Raw genomic sequence first — 21,411 nt, 5'->3', positions numbered from 1 at the left:
GATGACCGAACCCGATACCGTTGCCGTCCCGGTCGCGCCGATGCAGCGCGCGCTGGACCGCGTTTCCGATACCGCCGTTGGCGTGGCATCCATCGCGTTGCTGGGCCTGGTGGTCGTGCAGGGCTGGCAGGTATTCACCCGCTACGTGCTCAACGACTCTCCCAGCTGGACCGAGCCGGTGACGCTGTTGCTGCTGAGTACCGCGCTGAGCCTGGGCGCTGCCGCCGGCGTGCATACCAACCGCCATTTCGGCTTCTACCTGCTGGGCGAGCACGTGCCGCCGCTGGTGCGCCGGATCTTCGAAGTGATACGCCCGTTGATGATCATCGCCATCGGTGCGGTGCTGGCGTGGTGGAGCGCGGCGCTGCTGCTCGATGGCCTGGACATCAAGATGGCCGGCGCGCAGATGCCGCAGAGCATCAACTACTTGCCGCTGTCGATCGGCGGTGCGCTGATGGTGGTGTTTGCCTTGTACAAGTTGTGGCGTGTGCTGCGCCCGGTCCACACTGCAGGAGTGCGCTGATGGGTATCGCGATGTTGTTGGGTACCTTCGTGGTGCTGCTGCTGATCGGCGTGCCGGTCGCCTACGCGCTGGGCGCGGCTGCACTGGCCACGTTGCTGTATCTGGACCTGCCCACCGTGGTGCTGGTGCAACAGATCTCCGCCGGTAGCGGCTCGGCCTCGCTGATTGCGATTCCGCTGTTTATCTTCGCCGGCGAGCTGATGTTGCGCGGTGGCATTTCCGAACGCCTGATCGCGCTGGCTTCGTCCCTGGTGGGGCGTGTGCGCGGTGGCCTGGGCCAGGTCAGCGTGCTGTCGTCGCTGTTCTTCGGCGGCGTCTCCGGCTCGGCCATCGCCGACGTGTCGGCAGTGGGCGGCACGATGATTCCGCAGATGATCAAGCGCGGCTACGACCGCGATTACGCGGTGAACGTGAGCATGACCGCGGCGCTGGTGGCCTTGCTGGTGCCGCCCTCGCATAACCTGATCCTGTTCTCGGCTGCGGCCGGTGGCGGCCTGTCGATCGCCGACCTGTTCGCGGCCGGCATCGTCCCCGCGTTGCTGATGACCGCGGCGATGATGGTCACCGGCTACGCGGTGGCGCGCCATCGCGGTTATGGCACCGAGCCGTTTCCCGGCTGGCGTGCGGTGGCCCTGCGCCTGATCGGTGCATTGCCGGGCCTGGGCCTGGTGGCGTTGATCTTCATCGGTATCCGCGCCGGCATCTTTACCGCGGTGGAAAGCGCTGCGATCGCGGTGGTGTACGCCTTGATCGTTACCGCGCTGCTGTATCGCCAGCTGCGCTGGGCCGAGTTCTTCGCCGCCGTCACGCATGCCGCGCGCACGACCGGCGTGATCCTGTTCGTGATCGCCACTGCGGCGGTGTTCGGCTGGTTGCTGGCCTACCTGCAGGTGCCGGCGGCGGCGGTGAAGTTCCTGCAGGCCATCGCCGACAGCAAGAACACCGTGCTGCTGATGATCGTGGTGATGCTGCTGCTGCTGGGCATGTTCATGGACCTGGCGCCGAAGATCCTGATCTGCACGCCGATCTTCCTGCCGGTGGTCAAGGCCTATGGCATCGACCCGATCCACTTCGGCCTGGTGATGGTGCTGGCCGGCGGTATCGGCCTGATCACCCCGCCGATCGGCTCGGTGCTGTTCATCGGCACCTCCATCGGGCAGATCACCATCGCCCAGAGCATGCGCACCATCTGGCCGTTCTGGCTGGCGGCGCTGTGCGTGCTGCTGATCGTGGCGTTCTTCCCCGAATTGTCGTTGTGGTTGCCGCGCGCGTTGCGCGCATGAGGAGCTGAGCGATTGCGTGCCCGGCGCACGGGCGATCGCGGCGGCCTGGGCGCCGTTGCGGTCCCTCCGTCTGCCGGCCGCGTGCGATGCCGCGTCCAGGGCACATGGCATCGCTGTCGGCGGGAGGGTTCCGCCTCATCTGGTTAACCGGTGGCATTGCCACCGGCAACCGTATCGCCCCGCAGCGCGGGGACCAGGAGAGAGCATGCGTGTACGTACCACCTCACCCCGATGGCGTTGGCTGCTGGCCGGCGGACTGCTGTTGTGCGCGGGCCTGAGCGGCGCGGCGGCCTGGAAGCGCGGCATCGAAAACCAACGCATCGCCGATCAGGGCAATGGCACCTACCTCAATCCGGTGCTGGCCGGCGATCACCCCGATCCCTCGGTGCTCAAGGACGGCGACGACTACTACCTCACGCTGTCGTCGTTCGATGCCTATCCTGGCCTGCCGATCTGGCATTCGCGCGACCTGGTCAACTGGCAGCCGCTGGGCCACGCCATCACCCAGAACGTGGGCGCGATCTGGGCGCCGGACCTGATCAAGCACGGCAAGCGCTACTACATCTATTTCCCGGCCCGGCGCGGCGACCAGGGCGAGCGCAGCAACTTCGTGGTGTGGGCCGATGACATCGCCGGCCCGTGGAGCAAGCCGATCGACATCGGTCTTGGCAAGTACATCGACCCCGGCCATGCGGTGGGCGAAGACGGCAAGCGCTACCTGTTCCTGAGCGGCGGCGACTACGTGCAGCTCTCCGACGACGGCCTGAAGGTGGTCGGCACGCCCAAGCACGTCTACGACGGCTGGAAGTACCCGAAAAGCTGGGACGTGGAAGGCTACGCGCAGGAAGGCCCCAAGATCACCCGCCACAACGGCTGGTACTACATGACCACCGCGGTGGGCGGCACCGCCGGCCCGCCCACCGGGCACATGGTGATCACTGCGCGCTCGCGCTCCATCCATGGCCCCTGGCAGAACGCGCCCAACAACCCGATCACCCGCACCAAGAGCGCCGACGAGCCATGGTGGTCGCGCGGCCACGCCACCCTGGTGGAAGGCACCGACAAGCGCTGGTGGATGCTCTACCACGGCTACGAACACGGCTTCTGGACGCTGGGCCGGCAGGCGCTGCTGGACCCGATCGAATGGACGCCCGATGGCTGGTTCGTCGCCAAGGGTGGGGACCTGGGCAAACCGCTGAAGAAGCCCAGCGGCCAGGCCCTGCAACACGGGCTGGCGTTGTCGGACGACTTCCGCGCCAGCACGCTCGGCCCGCAGTGGGCGTTCTTCAATCCGGCCGCCGACGAGGCCAGGCGCCTGCAGGTGGGCGATGGCGTATTGCGGCTGCAGGGCAAGGGCAGCGCGCCGCGCGATGCCTCGCCGCTGACGGTGATCGCCACCGACCCGGCCTACCAGTTCGAGGTGCAGATGACGGTGAGCCCGGGCGGGCAGGGTGGGGCGCTGCTGTTCTACAGCGACAAGCTCTACGCCGGGGTGGGCAGCAATGGCGAAAACTTCGTCATGCACCGCTACGGCGAGGAGCGCCCGGCCAAGCTGGCGCCCAGCAGCACCGGCGGCACGCTGTGGCTGCGGGTCACCAACAACCGCCACATCGTCACCATCCACAGCAGCACCGACGGCAAGGCCTGGACCAAATACCCGGTGCAGATGGAAGTGTCCGGCTACCACCACAACGTGGCCGGCAAGTTCCTGGCCCTGAAGCCGGCGCTGTATGCCGCAGGTAACGGCCAGGTGGAGTTCCGCAACTTCCGTTACCGCGCCCTGGACTGACCGTCCTGCACCGCCGGGCATGCCGCCGCGCTGTCCGCTGCGGCAGGTACGGCCCCGGCAGGTGCGGTGCAGCGGCAGGCCTCGCTCAGGTCTGCCGGCCCCAGGGCCGGTAGAATCCAATCAACTTCACTGGTTGACCGCTATGCCCGCCCGCAAGATGCCTGAAGAGGGAATGCCCGGCCTGCCGAAGGGCAAGGTCGCCACGATCAACGACATCGCGCGGATGTCGGGCGTGTCGAAGAAGACCGTCTCGCGGATCATCAACAACTCGCCGCTGGTGCGGCAGGACACCCGCGAAAAGGTCGAGGCGCTGATGCGCGAGGTCGGCTATGCACCCGACCCGCTGGCGCGCGGGCTGGCCTTCCGGCGCTCGTTCCTGATCGGCATGGTCTACGACAACCCTACCGCGCAATACATCGTGGACATGCAGTACGGCGCGCTGGACGCGCTGCGCGGTTCCAGTTTCGAGCTGGTGGTGCACCCCTGCGACAGCCGCAGCCCCGGCTACATCGAAGGCGTGCGCCGCTTCGCCCAGGCGCAGAAGCTGCACGGGGTGATCCTGGTACCGCGTGCCTCCGAAGACCAGGCGCTGGCCGACATGCTCGCCGAGATCGGCTGCCGCTACACCCGCATCGCCTCGATCGCGCTGGACACCACCTCGCAGACGGTGATCACCCACGACCGCGATGGCGCCGCCGAGGCGGCCGACTATCTGCTCTCGCTCGGCCATCGCGACATCGCCCTGGTCACCGGTCCCAGCGCCTACCGGTCTTCGATCGAGCGCACCTCCGGCTTTGCCGACGCCTTGAGCCGGCGCGGCATCGAGTTGCCGCCCGAACGCATCGTGGAGGCGGGCTACACCTTCGAATCGGGCGTGGCCGCGGCCGAAAAGCTGCTGCTGGGCAAGAAGCGCCCCACCGCCATCTTCACCGGTAACGACGAAATGGCCGCCGGTATCTACAAGGTGGCCTTGCGCGCCGGCATCAGCATCCCGCGCCAGCTGTCGGTGATCGGCTACGACGACAGCTCGCTGGCCTCGCGCCTGTGGCCGCCGCTGACCTCGGTGCGCCGACACACCCGTGACACCGGGCGTACTGCCGCCGCGATGCTGATCCAGCCCGACAACGCCCCGCAGCTGCCCACCGCCAGCGTGCGCCCGCACCTGATCGTGCGCGACTCCTGCCAACCGCCGGAAGATTGAGCGCCGCGCCGTGCCGCGCCGGAAGAGTGAGGGCCACGCGCCGCGCCCCGCGGTGCCGGCCTTCTGCTCCACCTTGCAGGGCGTCGTGCCCGACAGGGTGAGAACAGCTGGCTCGATCGGCCAACAGCTTGCCCCATCCGCCCTTCGGGCACCTTCCCCCGCAGGCGGGGGAAGGCAGTCCGCCGGTCGCTGCCGTGAAGCCCCTCTCCCGCCTGCGGGAGAGGGGTTGGGGTGAGGGGGTGAGGGTACGGCGGCAGACAGCCCTCCAAAAAGCTCAGCCACGAGCTGACGTAGGAGGCGCACACGAGCTTCTACCCGACCAATCGAGCCGCACACCCAACGCCGTGCGCAGCCTCGCACCCTCATCCGGCGCTACGCGCCACCTTCTCCCGATAGGAGAAGGGACCAAAGCCACCGACACCGTCTTTCGTGCACTGCGCAATGACACCGGTTAACCAGAGTCGGTAGAATGGCCCGGTGCAAGCCCACGACCCCACCCGCTTGTCACCGGAGAGGCGCATGTCCCTGTACTGCAAAACCCATTACGCCACCCATCCCGACGCCATCAAGGGCGCCAGCAACGACGACCTGCGCGAGCTCTATCTGCTCGACGGCCTGTTCGTGAACGATGCGGTGACCCTCAAGTACACCCACTACGAGCGCTTCGTGCTCGGTGGCGCCGCGCCGGTCGGCAAGACGCTGGAGCTGCCCAGGCAGACCGAACCGGCGTCCGCAGCGGGCCACCCGTTCCTGGAACGGCGCGAGCTCGGTGTGATCAACGTGGGTGCCGGCACCGGCACGGTCACCGTGGACGGCACCGTCTACACGCTGGGACCGAAGGACGGGCTGTACGTGGCAATGGGCAGCACCGAGGTCAGTTTCGCCTCGGCCGATGCGGCCAACCCGGCGCAGTTCTACCTGGCCTCCACGCCGGCGCATGCGCGCTTGGACACCAAGCAGCTGTCGATCAAGGACGCGGTGGCACTGGAGCGTGGCGCGCTGGAAACCAGCAACGAGCGCACCATCTACCAGTACATCGTGCCGGCCACCTGCCAGTCGTCGCAGCTGCTGCTGGGCCTGACCGTGCTCAAGCCGGGCAGCGTCTGGAACACCATGCCGCCGCACCTGCACGACCGCCGCAGCGAGGTGTATTTCTACTTCGATCTCGGTGCCAACGACCGCGTCTATCACTTCATGGGCGAGCCCGACGCGCAGCGCCACATCGTGATCCAGAACAACGAAGCGGTGGTGTCGCCGCCGTGGTCCATCCACATGGGCGCGGGCACCAGCAACTACGCCTTCATCTGGGCGATGGGCGGCGAAAACCTGGATTACACCGACATGCACGTGCTGGATATCTGCCAGCTCAAATAAACCAGATTTTTTCCATCGTTCGCGTCGGTGAGGCCTGCGATCCAGGCCGGCACCGGCACCGTCGGCGCGCTCGACCTTGGGCGTTGGCGACGCCGCAGTCCAAACGGTATCAACGCACTCTGCCGCGCGCTGCGCGGTCCATCCCTCACACCGTGATACACCCAGCAGGAGCGATAAGGTAATGAGCAATCCGTTCAGTCTCGAAGGCAAGGTCGCACTGGTCACCGGTGCCAATACCGGCCTGGGCCAGGGCATCGCGTTGGCATTGGCCGAGGCCGGTGCCGACATCGCCGCCGCCGGTATCCAGGCACCCACCGAGACCGAGGAAAAGGTCAAGGCGCTGGGCCGCCGCTTCATCGCCATCGAAGCCAACCTGATCAGCATCGAGCCGGTGCAGCGCATCGTCGAGGAAACCCTCGCCGGCCTGGGCGGGCTGGATATCCTGGTCAACAACGCCGGCCTGATCCGCCGCACCGACGCGGTCGATTTCAGCGAGCGGGATTGGGACGACGTGCTTAACGTCAACCTGAAATCGGCCTTCTTCATGGCGCAGGCCGCCGGCCGCCATTTCATCGCCCAGGGCCGCGGCAAGATCATCAACATCGCCTCGATGCTGTCGTTCCAGGGCGGCATCCGCGTGCCGTCCTACACCGCAAGCAAGTCCGGCATCGCCGGCATCACCCGCCTGCTGGCCAACGAATGGGCCAGCAAGGGCGTAACCACCAACGCCATCGCACCGGGCTACATGGCCACCGACAACACCGCGCAGCTGCGTGCCGACGAAGCCCGCAACCAGTCGATCCTGGACCGCATCCCGGCCGCGCGCTGGGGCGTACCGGCCGACCTCGGCGGCACCGCGGTGTTCCTGGCCAGCAGTGCCTCGGACTACGTCAACGGTGCCATCATTCCGGTCGACGGCGGCTGGCTGGCACGCTGATCCAGATCGCACGGCGATGGCGCGCAGCGTCCAACGCGCGCCGCCGCCGCGCGTGGCGTTGCTGCGATGTGCGGCGTTGCCGCGATGTGGTGTCCTTCTCCCGCCTGCGGGAGAAGGTGCCCGAAGGGCGGATGAGGGCAGCCTCGCCCGGAACCGCAATCAACGGCGCGCAGCGTCTTGGTCACCTCCAGCGCACCCCGCACAGGCACCGCAATCGAACCGTCTCGCGGCAGCATCATCGCTTCCATCTTTTCCGAACCACTCTTCCCCAACCCAATCGGAGCATTCCCATGAAAATCGCACTCATGAATGAGTTCAGCCAGGCCGCCAAGAACCCGGTGATCCTGCAGCAGCTCAACGATGTCGCCAGCGCACAGGGCCACAGCGTGTTCAACGTCGGCATGGATGGCGACAACGACCACCGCCTGACCTACATCCACTTGGGCATCGTCGCCAGCCTGCTGCTGAACTCCAAGGCGGTGGACTTCGTGGTCGCCGGTTGCGGCACCGGCCAGGGCGCCATGATGTCGCTCAATGCGCATCCGGGCGTGTTCTGCGGCTACTGCATCGAGCCGACCGACGCCTACCTGTTCGCCCAGGTCAACAACGGCAACGCGCTGTCGCTGGCGTTCGCCAAGGGCTACGGCTGGGGCGCGGAGATCAACGTGCGCTACATCTTCGAAAAGGCCTTCAGTGGCGAGCGCGGCATGGGCTACCCGGCCGAGCGCCGTGAATCGCAGGTCGCCAACGCCGGCATCCTGACCCAGGTCAAGCAGGCCACCGCCAAGTCGTACCTGGACGGCCTGCGCGCCATCGACCCGGAACTGATCAAGCAGGCCATCGGCGGCGAGCGTTTCCAGCAGTGCTTCTTCGACAATGCCCAGGACGCCGAGATCCGCGCCTTCGTCGCCGGTGTACTGGGCAAGCCCGAAGCCGCAGCTGCGTAACGGCTAACGCCGCTCTCCTGCGGGGCGCGGAGGCACTGTTTGCGCGCCACTGGCGCGCGTGCCTTGGAGCGCCCGCGCTGCCAGCGCGGGCCGGGGCGCGGAGTGGGGGTTGGGGTGAGGGTACGGCGCAAGACGGTTGCCTCAAACGGATAAAGACGTGAGACGACAGTAAGGCGGTCCAGGATTTTCAGTACACCCGCACCCTCATCCGCCCTCCGGGCACCTTCTCCCAAAGGGAGAAGGAACAGCGCTGTGCACTTACCACCTCCCCGGAGCCACCATGCGTCTGCTGCTCCTTGCCTTGCTGCTGCTTTGCACCGGCCTTGCTCAGGCCGCGCCACAACGCATCTTCATCGCCGGCGATTCCACCGCCGCCGAGTACGGGCCCGAGCGCGCGCCGCAGGCCGGCTGGGGGCAACTGCTGCAAGGCTGGTTCGACCCTGCGCAGTGGCAGGTGCACAACCATGCCAAGGGCGGCCGCAGCACCCGCAGTTTCATCGCCGAAGGGCGACTTGATGCCATCGCAAAAGAGTTGCAACGCGGCGACATCCTGCTGATCCAGTTCGGCCACAACGACGCCAAGCGCGAAGATCCCAGCCGCTACACCGATCCGAACACCGACTACGTGCAGTTCCTGCGCCGCTTCATTGCCACCGCACGCGACACCGGCGCCACCCCCATCCTGATCACCCCCGCCGCACGCCTGCTCTACGACTTCGGCGCGCTGCTCGACACGCACGGCCGCTACACCCTGGCCATGCAGCACCTGGCTGCCGAAGAACAGGTGGGCCTGATCGATCTCAACGCCAGCTCCAGCGACTGGATCCGCGCGCTCGGTGAGCAGGCGGCCAAACCGTATTTCCTGTTCGTGCCCGAAAGGAACATGGCCGACGGCACCCATTTCAGCCGCGCCGGCGCCACTGCCATCGCCTGCCTGGTGGTGCACGGCTGGGTGCAGCTGCAACCAGCACTCAAGCCACAGCTGCGCCGCGATGCCGATTGCGGTGCAGCGCCCGATACAGCGGCACGCCGCGCCGCGCAGGCGCATCCCTCGCTGGTGGTGCACGAGCGCGACCTCGCCCGCGAACAACCCGGCCCGCACGGCGGTGCCGGCCCCACCACGGCGTATCCGTTCTTCGCCGACGCGCCCGACCTCAAGTTCGTCCTGCGCAAGCGCGTGCTGCACAAAGGCGCCGGCATCGGCCTGCACCTGCACGACAAGGACGAGATCTACTACATCGTCAGCGGCCGGGGCCTGTACGCGCTGGATGGCAAGCAATACGAGGTCGCTGCCGGCGATGCGTTGCTTACGCGGCCGGGGAGCACGCATGCGCTGCAGCAGACCGGCGACGACGATCTGATCGTGCTGTTGGCGTATCTGGTCAAGCCAGCGGGCTGAGCCCTGCACGGTATGCGTCGCGCAGGATGCGTGATGCGTACGACGCTGCCGGTTGGAGCGCAGGGCGCTGCGCACTGCCGATGCCTCGCGTTTGGCTGTATCCGCCGCCATCGCCGCTATCGAACATGCTCTATGTTGGTACAGCGGAGCGGATGCCTGCGTGCGATTACACGTGGCGCTTTCACCAGAAGCGTCATGCGCTGTCTGCCTGCAGCATGTTCGTCTTGCAGGATGCATGATGCGTACGACGTTGCTGGTGGGAGTGCGTGGCGCTGCGCACTGCCGATGCCTCGCGTTTGGCCGTATCCGCCGCCGCCATCCAACGTGCCTTCCGGCTGTTGGCACGCAAGCGGGGCGGGTGCCTGCGTGCGATCACACCCGCGCTTGCATCAGGAGCGTCGTGCGCTGTCTGGCTGCGCTGCGCGAGCTGTCTCGTGTGATTCGCAGGCATGCTGCGTTGCCCGCAGTGCCTGCAGCCGCTCAGGCCTTGTCCACCCCGTAGTGCGTCAATCCCAGCCGCGCCAGGTCGCCGAGGCGGCGGTAATACACCTCTTCCCAGCCTTGCACGCGCTGGCGGTCGGCCTCGTTCATCGCATCGAGGATGTCTTCGATGCTGAGCAGGTCCGGGTCTTCTTCCAGGCGTTCGAACACCGCGCCCAGGCCCTCGATGGCCTGCCGCGTCTGCGCCGCGCCCATCGCCGCCAGCCCGCGCAACGCATCGCTGCGGGTCGCAGCGTCCCAGCGGTCGAAATAGCGGGCGTAGCCGCTCTCGCTCATGTCCGCCTCCAGCCGTGCCAGCGCGATGAGTTCGCGCTCGCCGGGCGACAGCGCGTCCGGACGCCCGCGCAGACTGGCGAGCTTGGCCTGCGCGCGCGCGGCGCGGCGGCGCCACAGCAGCTCTGGCATGTTGAGCAGGCCGTCGGCCGTGGGCGGTGCGATCGCCGGCCAGTTCACGCCGAAGCCATCGTCGGTCAGTTGCCAGTGCGCGCGCTGCGGTGGCGCGGCCCGCTGCAGCAGGCGATGGGCCGCGATGGGCTCATCGATGCGCATGCCATTGGCCAGGGTGAACAGCAGGCGGGTGTCGTCCAGCTCCAGGCGCCGGATCCGCAGATGCGTCAGGTCCATTTGGGCGAAGGCGATGTGGGGAACCCCGACCTTAGTGCGCAGTGGCGATGCTGTCGAGCCGCTGCGCCTGCACGCGATGTCCAATTCCCCAGGGAAGACGGCAGGGCCGGTGTCTGCAAACGATCGACTCCGCATGCGTCACCGCGCACGGCGTCGGCAACCAGCAGGCGCCGGGACCTGTCCCGCATGCGACCGTCAACGCGCGGCGCGATGCCGCAGGCGAGGCGCCATGCGTGCCCAGCCGGCGGCAGCTTGCCGGGAGAGCGCTGGCGCGTAAGCTGCAGTGCCGGCGTGCCGCGTGCCGCGTGCCGCGTGCCGCGTGCCGCCGCACAGCACAGCAGCGGCGCCTTGCGCCCTCACACGTCGCCGTCGCGGCTCCAGCCTTCGCCGCTGCCGCGCTGGAACACCCGGTCGCTGTCCAGCACATCGCCGGCCGGCAGCTGCGCCTGCTGCGCCAGCGCGGCGTAGATGGGGGTGAAGTCCGGGCTGGTGGCGTCCATCAACTGCGCGAAGCTGTCGATGACGAAATAGGTCTTCTGGTAGGTGTCGATGCGGTAGCGCGTACGCATGATGCGCTGCAGGTCGAAACCAATGCGGTTGGGCGCGTCCGATTCCAGCGAATACAGCGATTCGCCCTTGGACGACACGATGCCTGCGCCATAGATGCGCAGCCCCTGCGCGGTGTTGATCAGGCCGAATTCCACCGTGTACCAGTAGAGCCTCGTCAGATTTTGCAGCGCGTCCGCGCCGATGCCATGCGCCTTGACCCCGCCGCGGCCGTAGGCCTGCATGAAATCGGCAAACACCGGGTTCATCAGCAGCGGCACGTGCCCGAACAGGTCGTGGAACAGATCCGGTTCGGCGATGTAATCGATCTGGTCCGGGCGGCGGATCCACCAGGTCACCGGGAACCGCTGGTTGGCCAGGTGATCGAAGAAGTCCAGTTCCGGCAGCAGGCCTTCCACGCCCACCAGGGTCCAGCCGGTGGCCGCCTGCAGCACCGCGTTGAGTGCGTCGAAGCGGGGGATCTGCGTGTCGTCCATGCCCATGGCGTCCTGCGCCTGCAGGAATTCATCGCAGGCGCGGCCCACCAGCAACTCGCGCTGGCGCCGGTACAGCGTGCCCCAGGTAGCGTGGTCGTCGGCGCTGTAGCCGTCCCACGGCTGGTCGACCACCGCGGTGGTGTAGACCGGTACGTAGCCCTTGTCGGTGAGCTGGTTTTCGACGCGGCGCGGGGCGGTATTCATGCGTGCAGAAGGTCCGTGGCGGCAGGGCTTCACCTTAACCGGAGCGCTGCGCAACAGGGTTGCGAATCTTGCGCAGCACGGCCGCTGGCGCGCAAGATTCATGCGTCTTGGTCTGCTGCTGCGCAACATATGGATCAACCCATCGCCCTGGACCGCACCGATCTGCGATTGCTCGCCCTGTTGCAGACGCAGGGGCGCAGCAGCAATGCCGAACTCGCCATGCAGGTGAATTTGTCCGCCTCGGCCTGCCTGCGCCGCACCCAGCGGCTGGAGGCGGCCGGCATCATCGCCGGCTACGGCGCGCGGCTGGATGCGCGTGCGCTGGGGCTGGGGCTGCAGGCCTTCGTGCGGGTGCAACTGGAACAGCACGGCCAGGCCGATATCGAGCTGTTCGCCGATGGCGTACGTGGCTGGGATGAAGTGGTGGCCTGCTGGGCATTGACCGGCGATATGGACTACCTGCTGCAGGTGCAAGTACGCGACCTGGAGCACTTCTCGCGCTTCCTGCTCGACCGCCTGCTCAACGCCACCGGCGTGTCCGACGTCAATTCCAGCTTTGTGCTGCGCACGGTCAAGGCGCCCGAGGGGCTGCCGCTGTCGCATCTGGCCTGAGCGAGACCCGCGGGAGCGGGCGCGGACATCGCAATCGCCCGCCGCCGCCGATTCACGCAAAACCTTGCCTCGCAAACGCTAACGATTTACATTTGCGTAACATCTGGCCGTTCCAGCCATGTCCTTCTCGTCGATCCGCCAGCCTTGCCAGGCCAGCCAGTCCATCGCCTGAGCACGACGCCGCCCCGACCCCCTGTGCCGCCCACGCCTGGCGTGCGCGCCCGTTCGACGAGAAACCAATGCCTGCACTCACCCCTTCACCGACCCCGCTGTCTGTCGCACTGCTGTGCGCGCTGAGCCTGGCGCCCGCCGTCCACGCCGCCGACCTGGCCGACGCCACCACCCTTGACCAGGTCAACGTCAACGGGACGGTGAGCCGCGCACAGCCGGCCACTACCACGCGGCTGCCGCTGACCTTGCAGGAAACCCCACAGTCGGTGAGCGTGATCGGCCTGCAGCGGCTGGAAGAACAATCGCTGTTCAGCATCGACGATGTGATGCGCAACGTCACCGGCGTCAACGTCTCGTTCTACGACACCCAGCGCCCGCTGTACTTCGCGCGCGGGTTCCAGATCACCGACTTCCAGGTCGACGGCCTGCCCACCTACAGCGGCGCCACCAATCAGGAATACGACACGGTCTTCTACGACCGCATCGAAGTGATCCGCGGCGCCAACGGCCTGCTCACCGGTGCGGGCATTCCCTCGGCCACGGTGAACCTGCTGCGCAAGCGCCCCGGCAAGGAGTTCGATGCCTCGTTCGCCGTGAGTGCGGGCCGCTGGGATTTCCGTCGCATGCAGGCCGATGTCAATGCGCCGCTGAGCAGCGACGGACGCTGGCGCAGCCGCGTGGTGGCCGCCTGGCAGGACCGCGATTACTACTACGACCGCTATCACGACAGCAAGATGTCCGGCATGGCGGTACTGGAAGGCGACCTGACCGAGGCCACCACGCTCACCGTCGGCTATCAGCGCCAGGACAACACCCCGGTCGGTTCGACCTGGGGCACGGTGCCGTTCTTCGCCGCCGACGGCTCCTTCGCCAACCTGGCGCGCTCGACCAACATGGCACCGAAGTGGACGCGCTGGCAGCGCGAAACCAGCACCGCGTTCGCCAACCTCGAGCAACGCATCGGCGAGGACTGGCTGCTGCGCGTCAACTACGCGCACACCAAGGGCCAGGTGCAGAACATGCGCGTCTACGGCACCGGTTATCCAGCGGCCGATGGCAGCGGCGTGTTCCTGCGCACCGCCGCCGGCGAAACCGAAGACGCCCGCGACGGCGTGGACGTGTATCTGTCCGGTGGCTTCTCGCTGTTCGGCCGCCAGCACGACGTGGTCATCGGCGGCAGTTGGCAGGACCTGCAGTCCACCGCCTATCCCACCACGCAAACCTATCCCGCCGACTGGGCCACCTGCGTCAGCCCCACCGGCGTGCGCGAGCGCTGCTATTTCATTCCGAACATCCGCAACTGGGACGGCGACATTTCCGAAGTGACCTACGCACGCACCGGCCGGCGCAACGAAGCGCGGACCACCCAGCGCGGCGTGTACGCCTCAACGCGGTTTCGCCTGGCCGATCCGCTGTCGCTGATCGCCGGGGCGCGCCTGAGCTCGTGGGAGACCCGCACCCAGGCCTTTAATGCGGCCGGTGCCTACACCGGCACCAGCGGCCGCTACGAGGTGAGCGATGAAGTCACCCCGTATGTGGGCCTGGTCTACGACATCGTGCCGGACGTGTCGGTGTATGCCAGCTACACCGAAATCTTCAACCCGCAGAACTACCGCGACAAGGACAACAACCTGCTCGCGCCGGTGGAAGGCTCCAACCTGGAGGCCGGCATCAAGGCGCAGTTGCTCGATGGCCGCGCCATGGCCACCGCGGCGGTGTTCGAAGCCAGGCAGGACAACTTCGCGGTGCGCGACATGACCCAGCCGGAAGGCTCGCTGCCGGACGGCACCTCGGCCTTCATCGGCGTGGACGGCACCAAGAGCCGCGGCTGGGAAGTGGACTTCAACGGCGAAGTGCTGCCCGGCTGGACGATCAATGCCGGCTATACCCACGTCAAGGTCACCCGCGCGCCCACCGATACGATCTACGCCAACCTGCCCGAAGACTATCTGCAGCTCTCCACCCAGTGGCGCCTGCCGGGCGCGTGGGACTGGCTGAGCATCGGCGGCGGCGTGAGCTGGCAGAGTGCGGTGCGCGGCTTCAACATCGCGCGGCCTACCGGCGATGGCAGCGCCACCACCACCCCGGTCACCGTGGTGCAGAACCCCTACGCGCTGGTGCACTTCAACGCCAACTACCGCATCAGCGACCAGTGGACCGCCACGCTGGCGGTGCGCAACGCCTTCGACAAGACCTATTGGGCGAACCTGGACTACCAGAACTACGGCGAACCGCGCTTCATCAGCCTGTCGTTGCGCTGGCACTATTGAGCGCGTGCGGAGACATCGGTAAAGCTGCACGGCCGGGGCCGCTCCGACGGGGAGCGGTTTCCAGCGGTTGACGACACGCCAAGGCCACGCAGTACACACGAAAGTGCGCCCGCTCTTGTAGGAGCGGCCCTGGCCGCGACGCCGTACCGATCAACCCAGCCGAGGCGTATCTCGCGCCGCATCGGTCATCCGGCGCCAGCATCCGCCGTCATTGCGTTGCCTTCGATTGGTCCTCGCACAAGCAGGCGCGAAGCTTTACGCGCGATGCCACATGGCCGGCGATGTCGATCGTGTGCGTGTACGACTGCGGTGCTACGCGCGCTGAGCGGCAGCGGCGCCATCGCGCGGTGCCATCAGGCCTTGCATCGCACCTGCAGCGGCCTCATGGCGCCACGCAGTCCTCGTCCTTGCCGCGCAGCTTGTCCCAGCGCGAGCGCTGTTCCAGGCAGCGCTGGTAGGCCTGTTGTTTTGCGGCGGTGGCCTGTTCGGCGGCGCTGCGCACGGCGCTGCTGCGCGCGACCTGCAACTGCGCGATCTTGGCGCGGATCTGCGGCATCGCCGCCATCGCCGCGCGCTCGCCCTCCAGGATCGCGGTGCCGCGCTGGTTGAAATCGGCCGAGCCGATATCGCTGACCTTGGGGCGAATCACCACGTCGGCGCGCTTGAGTTCGGCCTCGCCCAGGCGCTGGCCCATGATCGAGATCGACTGGTTCACCGTCCCCAGCAGATCGCCCGGGTTCTTGCCGCTGGCCTTGCTGGAAATATCCACCGCCACCACGAACTCGGCGCCGAGCTGGCGCGCGGCATCCACCGGCACCGGGCTGACCACGCCGCCGTCGACGAAGTGGTATTTGCCGATGGTCACCGGCTCGAACACGCCGGGAATGCTGCTGGACGCGCGCACCGCCTGGCCGGCATTGCCGCGCACGAACACAGTGCGTTCGCCGTCTTCCAGGCGGGTTGCCACGGCCGCAAACGGCTTGCGCAACTTCTCGATCGGCTTGCCGCCGAGTTGCGCATTGACGTAGTCCTGCAGCTTCTGCCCCTGCACCAGGCCGCCGGACAACAGCCGCACATCGCGGATGCTGGTCTGGTCGAGCGCGACGGCTTTTTCCTGCATCTGGAACGCATCCATGCCGCTGGCATACAACGCGCCGACCACGCTGCCGGCGCTGGTGCCCGACACCACCACTGGCGCGAAGCCGTTGGCCTCGAGCATCTTGATCACGCCGATATGCGCAAAGCCCTTGGCCGCACCGCCGCCGAGGGCGATGCCGATCTTCACCGGCTTGGGCGCGGCGGTGGTGGGCGGCTGCACGACCGGCGCCGGTGCGGCCGCGCGCGGCTCTCCACCGCAGGCCGCGAGCAGACCGAGCATGCACAACAGCGAAAGCGAGCGGGGACGGTGGAGCGCAGTCATGGCGAAAAGGTCGTGGGAAAGGCGAGGGAGAATACACGCCTCGCGGAAACGGTGACGCCACGCATGTCCTTCCCCCGCCCGCGGGGGAAGGTGCCCGAAGGGCGGATGGGGGAGGCCGTTCCAGCAACGTCCAGGCGTCGCCGATCGCGCCAACGGGCGAAGACGGTGCGCGCTCCAGATACGGTGCCTGCCTGCTGCCCTCACCCCAGCCCTCTCCCGCAGGCGGGANCGGACAGTGTGCCGGTTCAGCCCGAGCGTACCGACTCAGCCCGTGCAGTAGCGCCATTGCGTATGTCTGTACCGCTCAGTGAGCGACGGCGCAACGCAACCCCCATCGCGCAGTGACCGACTCTCCGAGATCTCGATGCCATACATGCTTGCGCAGATCGACTTCCCCCAAACAGCGACGCCATGCATGTCCTTCCCCCGCCTGCGGGGGAAGGTGCCCGAAGGGCGGATGGGGGAGGCCGTTCCAGCAACGTCCAGGCGTCGCCGATCGCGCCAGCGGGCGAGGACGGTGCGCGCTTCAGATACGGTGCCTGCCTGCTGCCCTCACCCCAGCCCTCTCCCGCAGGCGGGAGAGGGGGCAGTCTGCGGGGGACGGACAGTGTGCCGGTTCAGCCCGAGCGTGCCGGCTCAGCCCGTGCAGTAGCGCCATTGCGTATGTCTGTACCGCTCAGTGAGCGACGGCGCAACGCAACCCCTACTCGCGCAGGGACCGACTTCCCCAGATCTCGACGCCATGCATGTCCTTCCCCCGCCTGCGGGGGAAGGTGCCCGAAGGGCGGATGGGGGGGAGGCCGTTCCAGCAGCGTCCAGGCGTCGCCAATCGCGCCAGCGGGCGAACCTGCTGCCCTCACCCCAGCCCTCTCCCGCAGGCGGGAGAGGGGGCCGTCTACGGGGGACGGACAGTGTGCCGGCTCAGCCCGTGCAGGAGCGCCATTGCGCAAGTGTGTACCGCTCAGTGAGCGACGGCGCAGCGCAACCCCTGCTCGCGCAGGGACCGACTTCTCCAGACACGACGCCATGCATGCTCGCGCAGGGACCGACTTCTCCAGACACGACGCCATGCATGCTCGCGCAGCGACCGACTTCCTCAGACACGACGCCATGCATGCTTGCACAGCGACCGACTTCCCCAGATCTCGACGCCACACATGCTCGCGCAGCTCGACTTCTCCCCGACAGCGACGCCGTACATGTCCTTCCCCCGCCTGCGGGGGAAGGTGCCCGAAGGGCGGATGGGGGCAGGGGGGGGCGACAGTCGCTCAGGACAGGCGCACTTCCGAGGGAAGCCGGATCTGGTCGCCGCTTCTGGGCGTTCACCGAATGGCGCTTGTTCCACAGAACGCGGCAAACGCGGCCCGACCGCGCCGAAACCCTCAGAACCGGTTGTCGCCATCCAGCAGCCGTCCCAGGCCGCCCAGCACCGAGCCTTCGCCGCGTTGCTGGCCGCCGGCCTGCGGGGCGGCCTGCAGCATGCGGCCGGCCATGCGCGAGAACGGCAGCGATTGCAGCCACACCTTGCCAGGGCCGGTGAGCGTGGCCAGGAACACGCCTTCGCCACCGAAGAACATGCTCTTCAGGCCGGCGACGCGGCGCACGTCCATGTCCACGCCGGCGTGATAGGCGACCACGCAGCCGGTGTCCACGTCGATGCGTTCGCCCGGGCCGAGCTCGCGCTCCATCACGGTGCCGCCGGCGTGCACGAACACCCAGCCGTCGCCTTCGAGTTTCTGCATGATGAAGCCCTCGCCGCCGAACAGGCCGGTGAGGATCTTCCTCTGGAACGCGATGCCCAGCGACACCCCGCGCGCGCCGGCCAGGAAGCTGTCCTTCTGGCAGATCAGCCGCCCGCCGTGTTCGGACAGGCGCAGCGCCAGCACCGTACCCGGGTAGGGTGCGGCGAACGCCACCTTGGCCTTGCCGCTGCCGGCATGGGTGAACACGGTGGTGAACAGGCTTTCGCCGGTGACCACGCGCTTGCCGGCTGCCAGCAGCTTGCCCATCAGTCCGCCGCCACCGCTCTGGCCGGCATGCGAGCCGTCGCCGAACACGGTGTCCATCTGCACGGCCGAATCCTTGTACATCAGGGCGCCGGCCTCGGCGATCGCGCTTTCGCCCGGGTCCAGCTCCACTTCGACGAACTGCATGTCGTTGCCGACGATGCGGTAATCGATCTCGTCGGCATTGCCGGCCGCGCCGGTCAGCGGCGGCGGGGCGCTGCCGCCGCTGTGCAGCTCGGCCAGCTGCCGGGCCGGGGTCCAGCCATCAAGTCCGTCGCGCCAGGCCAATGCGTCGGGTTGGCGCTGGGCGTGCGCACGCGCGCTGGCATCGTCGAGCGGACCGATGCGGTCGGCCTGTCCGGGAACATGGAAATACCACTGGGCCATCGAGACGACTCCTGTCTGTGTGTGTGCGGAGTCTAGCCTTAGCGGCAGCGCTTGCGCCCCCTGTCCAAGGTCACGACCTCACGCGGCGGTCGGGCTGCAGCTGCGAAGGACGCCGGTATGGCAACGCGCCGCGCTGCTCACGGCGGGCAGCGCGTCATGCGCCTACCGTGGCCCAATAGCGCTGGCCATCGCGCTGCACGCGCACCGGGCCATCGAACACCGCCGACAGGCTGGCATCGGTCAGCAAGGCATCGCGGCTGCCATCGGCTACCACCTTGCCGGCGCGCAGCAGGATGACGCGCGCAATCTCTGGCACGATCTCTTCGATGTGGTGGGTCACCAGTACCAGCGTGATGCCCTGCCGGGCGAGATCGCGCATGGTATCGATCAGGTGCTGGCGGGCGACCAGATCCAGGCCGGTGGAAGGCTCGTCCAGCAGCAACGCCTGTGGACGGTTGACCAGGGCGCGGGCGATCAGCACGCGGCGGGCTTCGCCGGCCGACAATTCGGCGAACGGGCGGTCCAGCAACGGCAGGGCGCGCGCCAGTGCCAGCGCTTCGCGCGCACGGGCGCGCATGTCCTCGCCGATCTCGCGGTGCGGCGGCACCACGTAGCTGACGAAGAAACCGGACAGCACCGCGCTTTCCACATCCAGTCCCGGCATGTCGGCCAGGTTGACGCTCAGATCGCCGGTGACGATGCCCAGCTGCGAGCGCAACCGGTCCACCTGCCAGCGCGTCTGCCCCAGCACCTTCACCGCCGCCTGACCATCGCCGCGCGCCAGCGGATATAGCTCGCGGGTGATGAGTTTGATGAAGGACGACTTGCCACAGCCGTTAGGTCCGAGGATGGCGGTGTGCTGCCCCAGTGCAATGCGCAAGGACAAGCTGTGCAGCACGCGAACCTGGCCGCGCATCACACTTGCCTGGTCGAGTTCGATCAGTGCGTGCGTATCGGCGGCAGAAGAAGAGACAGCAACAGTCATACGGAAAAGATCGGCAATGGAGGAGACGTGTGAATCGCTTAGGAAGGTAGCCAACACCCTACGCAAGCGAAGGGTGAAGTTTGCCGCGATCGCCCCCATCATGTCTGCATCAACCAACGAGACGCCGCCGCTGTGGACTTGCCGATGCTGCCCGACCCGATCATCGACTTCCTGACCTCCGGCGTTGCCGGTCTGGGTGTCTGGGGCATGCTTGCGGTGCTGCTGGTGTTCACCCAGCTCACCATCTTTGCGGTGACCTTGTACCTGCATCGCAGCCAGGCACATCGCGGTGTGGATTTCCACCCGGTGCTGGCGCACTTCTTCCGGTTCTGGACCTGGCTCACCACCTCGATGATCACCCGCGAATGGGTGGCGATCCATCGCAAGCACCACGCCAAGGTCGAAACCGACGAAGACCCGCACAGCCCGCAGACCAAGGGCATTGGCCAGGTGTTCTGGCGCGGTGTGGAGTTGTATCGCCAGGCGCGTGCCGAGCGTGCGGACATTGAGCAATACGGCAAGGGCGCGCCGTCGGACTGGATCGAACGGCATCTGTATACCCCGCATGCCAATGCCGGCCCGATCGCGCTGGGCGTGATCAACACGGTGCTGTTCGGATTGCCCGGCATCGCGCTGTGGGCGATCCAGATGGCGTGGATTCCGTTCTGGGCCGCCGGCGTGGTCAACGGGCTGGGTCACTGGTGGGGCTATCGCAATTTCGAATCGGCCGACACCTCCACCAACCTCACGCCGTGGGCGCTGTGGATCGGCGGCGAAGAACTGCACAACAACCACCATGCCTTCCCCAGTTCGGCGCGTTTCTCGATGCGGCGCTGGGAGCTGGATATCGGCTGGATCGCCATTGTCGGCCTGCAGGCGCTGGGCCTTGCCAAGGTGTTGCGGGTGGCGCCGTCGCTGGATATCCGCCCCAACATCGCCGTGCCCGATGCGGACACGCTCAAGGCCTTGCTGTCGCATCGCTTCCAGGCCATGACCGACTACCAGCGCAACGTGCTCAAGCCGGCGCTGCGCGAAGAGGCCGCTGCCACCGGCGCCAAGCTGCGCGAGTTGTTGCCGCGGCGCCTGCGCAAGGGTCTGGTCGACGATGGCCGCTGGCTCAAGCCGGATGCACGCGCGCAGCTGCAGGCCTGGGTGGCGCAACGCCCGCGCATGCGCACGCTGGTGGACTATCGCGCGCGTCTGACCGCGGTGCTGGAAGCGCGCAGCCATGACGCCTCCGAACGGCTCAAGCAATTGCAGCAGTGGTGCCACGAAGCCGAAGCCAGCGGCAATGCCGCGCTGCAGGCCTATGCGGCACGGCTCAAGGGGTATGCGCTGAGTGGTGCGTAAGCGCAGCGGCGCACTGGCTGCCAGGTGGGTCAGCGCGCCGAGCGGATCGGGCGCGCGCCTGCTGCTTGCGTTCTGCCTGGCGTGCGCCGCCACAGGCAGCGTGCACGCCCAGGTGCAGGACAGCCAGGAGTATCTCAAGCGCATGGACGGCGATGGCGACGGCCGGGTCAGTCGCGACGAATATCTGGCCTGGATGAGCTACGCCTTCGATCAGCGCGATACCGATCGCGACGGCGTGCTGCAGGGCGAGGAGTTGCCTGGTCGGCGCGGCAAGCCGATCACCCGTGCCGCGCATCGCGCCACCTTGATCGAGCGCTTCGCGCGCCAGGATGCCAACGGCGACGGCTACCTGAGCGCACGCGAGCTGCTGGCGCCGCCGCGCTGA

Annotated in this window: 17 protein-coding genes; 12 read left to right on the top strand and 5 right to left on the bottom strand. The window is 67.4% G+C overall.

Annotated features, from left to right (window positions below):
- The first annotated feature begins 1 nt into the window (after position 1).
- The 8 genes from XcodCFBP4690_RS12405 (at position 2) to XcodCFBP4690_RS12370 (ending at position 9,453) form a co-directional block, all read left to right on the top strand.
- On the top strand, positions 2 to 523 hold the full coding sequence (locus tag XcodCFBP4690_RS12405; RefSeq protein WP_167394592.1) for a TRAP transporter small permease: 522 nt from the start codon (positions 2 to 4) through the stop codon (positions 521 to 523).
- The gene (locus XcodCFBP4690_RS12400; protein WP_104541222.1) at positions 523 to 1,806 is read left to right on the top strand and encodes a TRAP transporter large permease; all 1,284 of its coding nucleotides are present in this window, start codon (positions 523 to 525) and stop codon (positions 1,804 to 1,806) included. The genes XcodCFBP4690_RS12405 and XcodCFBP4690_RS12400 overlap by 1 nt, the downstream gene beginning before the upstream one ends.
- Positions 1,807 to 2,011: 205 nt before the next feature.
- Positions 2,012 to 3,595 carry a family 43 glycosylhydrolase gene (locus XcodCFBP4690_RS12395; RefSeq protein ID WP_104541221.1) on the top strand — a complete coding sequence of 528 codons (1,584 nt, stop codon included), beginning with the start codon at positions 2,012 to 2,014 and terminating at the stop codon, positions 3,593 to 3,595.
- 142 nt (positions 3,596 to 3,737) lie between these two features.
- Complete coding sequence (locus tag XcodCFBP4690_RS12390) at positions 3,738 to 4,796, top strand: LacI family DNA-binding transcriptional regulator (protein ID WP_208622735.1); 1,059 nt, start codon at positions 3,738 to 3,740, stop codon at positions 4,794 to 4,796.
- Positions 4,797 to 5,315: 519 nt separating this feature from the next.
- Positions 5,316 to 6,170 carry a 5-dehydro-4-deoxy-D-glucuronate isomerase gene (gene kduI, locus XcodCFBP4690_RS12385; RefSeq protein WP_104541219.1) on the top strand — a complete coding sequence of 285 codons (855 nt, stop codon included), beginning with the start codon at positions 5,316 to 5,318 and terminating at the stop codon, positions 6,168 to 6,170.
- A gap of 181 nt (positions 6,171 to 6,351) precedes the next feature.
- Complete coding sequence (gene kduD / locus XcodCFBP4690_RS12380; protein ID WP_104541218.1) at positions 6,352 to 7,107, top strand: 2-dehydro-3-deoxy-D-gluconate 5-dehydrogenase KduD; 756 nt, start codon at positions 6,352 to 6,354, stop codon at positions 7,105 to 7,107.
- Positions 7,108 to 7,397: 290 nt separating this feature from the next.
- A complete protein-coding gene (locus XcodCFBP4690_RS12375) occupies positions 7,398 to 8,054 on the top strand; it encodes an RpiB/LacA/LacB family sugar-phosphate isomerase (protein ID WP_104541217.1) in 657 nt (218 codons plus the stop codon).
- A gap of 280 nt (positions 8,055 to 8,334) precedes the next feature.
- On the top strand, positions 8,335 to 9,453 hold the full coding sequence (locus XcodCFBP4690_RS12370; RefSeq protein WP_146091890.1) for a GDSL-type esterase/lipase family protein: 1,119 nt from the start codon (positions 8,335 to 8,337) through the stop codon (positions 9,451 to 9,453).
- A 480-nt stretch (positions 9,454 to 9,933) separates the two neighbouring features.
- Here XcodCFBP4690_RS12370 and XcodCFBP4690_RS12365 read toward each other — a convergent pair whose 3' ends face one another.
- The gene (locus tag XcodCFBP4690_RS12365; RefSeq protein WP_104541216.1) at positions 9,934 to 10,578 is read right to left on the bottom strand and encodes a DMP19 family protein; all 645 of its coding nucleotides are present in this window, start codon (positions 10,576 to 10,578) and stop codon (positions 9,934 to 9,936) included.
- A 356-nt stretch (positions 10,579 to 10,934) separates the two neighbouring features.
- Entirely contained in the window at positions 10,935 to 11,825 is an 891-nt protein-coding gene (phhA, locus tag XcodCFBP4690_RS12360; protein ID WP_104541215.1) for a phenylalanine 4-monooxygenase, read from the bottom strand.
- A gap of 129 nt (positions 11,826 to 11,954) precedes the next feature.
- Here phhA and XcodCFBP4690_RS12355 point away from each other — a divergent pair, with 129 nt between their 5' ends.
- Complete coding sequence (locus XcodCFBP4690_RS12355) at positions 11,955 to 12,437, top strand: Lrp/AsnC family transcriptional regulator (protein WP_104541214.1); 483 nt, start codon at positions 11,955 to 11,957, stop codon at positions 12,435 to 12,437.
- A gap of 239 nt (positions 12,438 to 12,676) precedes the next feature.
- On the top strand, positions 12,677 to 14,878 hold the full coding sequence (locus XcodCFBP4690_RS12350; RefSeq protein WP_104541213.1) for a TonB-dependent siderophore receptor: 2,202 nt from the start codon (positions 12,677 to 12,679) through the stop codon (positions 14,876 to 14,878).
- Positions 14,879 to 15,260: 382 nt separating this feature from the next.
- Here the strand turns inward: XcodCFBP4690_RS12350 and XcodCFBP4690_RS12345 are convergent, their stop codons facing one another.
- The 3 genes from XcodCFBP4690_RS12345 to XcodCFBP4690_RS12335 all read right to left on the bottom strand — a co-directional run bounded on the left by XcodCFBP4690_RS12345 (position 15,261) and on the right by XcodCFBP4690_RS12335 (position 19,676).
- A complete protein-coding gene (locus XcodCFBP4690_RS12345; protein ID WP_104541212.1) occupies positions 15,261 to 16,298 on the bottom strand; it encodes a patatin-like phospholipase family protein in 1,038 nt (345 codons plus the stop codon).
- Between the two features lie 1,382 nt (positions 16,299 to 17,680).
- On the bottom strand, positions 17,681 to 18,691 hold the full coding sequence (locus XcodCFBP4690_RS12340) for a TIGR00266 family protein (RefSeq protein ID WP_104541211.1): 1,011 nt from the start codon (positions 18,689 to 18,691) through the stop codon (positions 17,681 to 17,683).
- A gap of 154 nt (positions 18,692 to 18,845) precedes the next feature.
- The gene (locus XcodCFBP4690_RS12335; RefSeq protein ID WP_104541210.1) at positions 18,846 to 19,676 is read right to left on the bottom strand and encodes an ABC transporter ATP-binding protein; all 831 of its coding nucleotides are present in this window, start codon (positions 19,674 to 19,676) and stop codon (positions 18,846 to 18,848) included.
- A 144-nt stretch (positions 19,677 to 19,820) separates the two neighbouring features.
- Between XcodCFBP4690_RS12335 and XcodCFBP4690_RS12330 the strand changes: the two genes are divergently transcribed.
- Together XcodCFBP4690_RS12330 and XcodCFBP4690_RS12325 are read left to right on the top strand one after the other, a co-directional pair.
- A complete protein-coding gene (locus XcodCFBP4690_RS12330; protein WP_104541209.1) occupies positions 19,821 to 21,026 on the top strand; it encodes a DesA family fatty acid desaturase in 1,206 nt (401 codons plus the stop codon).
- Positions 21,027 to 21,084: 58 nt separating this feature from the next.
- Positions 21,085 to 21,411: an EF-hand domain-containing protein gene (locus XcodCFBP4690_RS12325; protein ID WP_228962010.1), complete on the top strand. Its 327-nt coding sequence runs from the start codon at positions 21,085 to 21,087 to the stop codon at positions 21,409 to 21,411.

This window comes from Xanthomonas codiaei (genome assembly GCF_002939785.1).
GTDB lineage: Bacteria > Pseudomonadota > Gammaproteobacteria > Xanthomonadales > Xanthomonadaceae > Xanthomonas > Xanthomonas codiaei.
This window is presented reverse-complemented; position numbering and strand designations above follow the sequence as displayed.